This window comes from Antrihabitans spumae (assembly GCF_043944905.1).
In the GTDB taxonomy this organism is placed as follows: Bacteria; Actinomycetota; Actinomycetes; order Mycobacteriales; family Mycobacteriaceae; genus Antrihabitans; species Antrihabitans spumae.
Window position 1 is genome coordinate 1 of record NZ_JBIMSN010000007.1, and the last position, 2,399, is coordinate 2,399.

At 62.2% G+C, this 2,399-nt stretch carries 1 protein-coding gene; it reads right to left on the reverse strand.

Translation table 11 applies throughout. The features are described from left to right. Positions 1-546: 546 nt before the first annotated feature. Positions 547-2,399 (reverse strand): HNH endonuclease signature motif containing protein (locus ACHIRB_RS01805; RefSeq protein WP_395127590.1); only part of this gene is annotated, 1,853 nt, incomplete at its 5' end.

A 2,399-nucleotide genomic window follows, 5' to 3' on the forward strand; every position in this document is an offset into this window, starting at 1 on the left:
ACGTACAGATCCTCTCTCAAAACGAGAGTCACTGTCCAAGATCATTGGTACACCCCAGGGGTCGCAGTAGTGGGCGAGTGAGTCGATCGGGAATTGGTAGGACAGTAACTTGTCCCGAACTGGACCCTTCGATTTGCGCGGCTGCAGCACCGTCGTGACGGCAGAGATCGGCTCACCGCGGGTGTTGGTGGATCTATACGACAACTGCCAGGACGCCGCGTTGATCGGAAGCACAGAACTGAAGCCAAGATTTACTTGGCGAGCGGCGATAATTTCGCCGGGCTGCTTATCCTCATACGCTGCGAGCGGCGGATTGTAGAAATTCGGATCGAATTCCGGTGGCAGCGGGGGAATTGGGAACGGTAGAGCAGGTTGGGTTACGACCGGATCAGCGCTCGCTACGGTCGAGGAGGTCGTCGCTGCACATGCAACCATGACCGCACTGATGACGAGAAGTGCTCGCCGAGACCGTTGACTGCACGCCATTGTTACAGCTCCTTGAATCGAGTTTTTCTCGGTGCCCCAAGACGCCGAACAGTTCGCTATTTATAGATGGCCGATATGACGTCCGTCAACCTGGCGAAGTAGTTGTTCCTTTATGGCACAACATTTTTGGTAGATTGCATAGACCTTCCTGGCAGCTGTTGTGGAGATGCCTAACAGCGCGTTGGAACCCACCGAATGTGAAATTGAAATCGCATTCTCCGGAGCCGGGTCCGGGGTTCGTTCCCACGGAGGTTTGCCGTCGCCGACTCGTTTGCTGATGATGGCGAGGTGTTCGCGGTAGCGGTCTCGGAGGTAGGGGTCGTGGTCGGCGAATGTTGCCGTCGCGTCGGTGTCGGCGAAGGTTTCCCACCAGGTGGGTTCGTAGAGCAGTTCGTTGGCTTCGTAGGCGGTGAGTGGGTCGGTGTAGCTGGGTGTCGGGACTGATTCGACGGTTTCCGGCTCGGGTTGGGGTGCGCCGACGATGGCGTGGTGGCTGGGCAGCGTGATGTGCGGGGTGTGGGTGGGGCTGGTCCAGAGGATGGCGCCGCCGGGGAGGGCGGTGCAGGTCCACAGTTGCCAGGTTTTGATGTCGTGATGCCTTTTACACAGCGGTTGGAGATTGTCGAAGATGGTCCAGCCACCCGCGGCGGGGTTGGGGTGATTGAACGGGACGCGGTGGTCGAGTTCGCATGTGCGGGACGGGACGGTGCAGTTCGGGAACACGCAGGTGGGGTAGGCGGCGCGGACCAACTCGGCGACTTCGGCGCGGGGTCGGTAGATCAATGCACCGGGTGGAGGTTCGAGGTGTCCGCCGTGTCCGTCGGGATGCACCCCGCGGCGCAGGGATGCGTCGTCGGCGATGGCGGTGAGGATGTCGTCGATGACTTTTCCGACGCTGCGGGCACGGTGCAGGCAGGGCGGTGCCGTCGTCGTGGGGTGGGCTATGGCGCCGGGTCGGTGTTTTCGGCCGCGGCGGAGGTAGTGCAGGTACTCGACCTCTGCGGGTGGTGAATCCGGTTCGGGGTCAACAGGTTCGGAGTCGACATCGGTGTCGTGTTCGGTGTCGTGATCGACCTCGGACTCGTCGTCGATCGGAGAACCGGCTGCGACCCTCGGATCGGTGACGTCACTGCTAGCGCGACCGTCGCCACCGCCGGCAGTGTCGGTGTCGTCGGTGTCGTCGGTGCAGTCCGATCCCGCATATTGGTCAGCGGTCGGATCCGTCGCTGCGGGCTTCGTTGGCTCATCTCCATGATCGCCAACCGAGTCGCTGCTGTCGCCATCCGTGTCCTGTCCTGCCGCTGCCATCGCGGCGGATCGTAGTTCGACCAGGATGGCTTGCCAGGTCGCGTCGGCGGCGAGGATGCGCGCCAGGTCCGCATCGATCGGTGTTCCGTCACCGAGGTGTGCTGGATCAGCGCTCAGGCCCAGCAGGGTTTTCGCGTCGATGACGATCTGGGCGAGATGTCCTCGCCGCGGGGTTAGTTCGACGTCGCGCGTCGGACAATCGACCGATCGGCAGTCACACCGCAACGACCGCTCACCGTGCAGCAGGGCCATCAGTCCGTCGGCGCGGCGGGCGTTACGGCTGCGGGAGTCTTCGGGGCAGACGGTGTCGGCGATTTCGTCGAGGAGTTGATCGGCTTCGACACCTTCGAGGTCGGTGATGGCTGCGGAGAGCCACGACAACCCGGCAGTGCCTTTCCGCACATAGGCGGTGCGATCAGTCTTCGTCGACTGCTCTCGAGCTTCGGTGGCTTCTTTCGGGTCGGCTTCCATCCATAGTCGCCAGATCTCACGTCGCAGCGGGCCGGGGGTGAGGATTTTCGCCGCGCACAGTGCGAGGAATTCGATTTTCTCGATCGTCGTCGTGCTGGCTTCTGTGAGGGTGGTGCAGACGACTTTGACGCGGG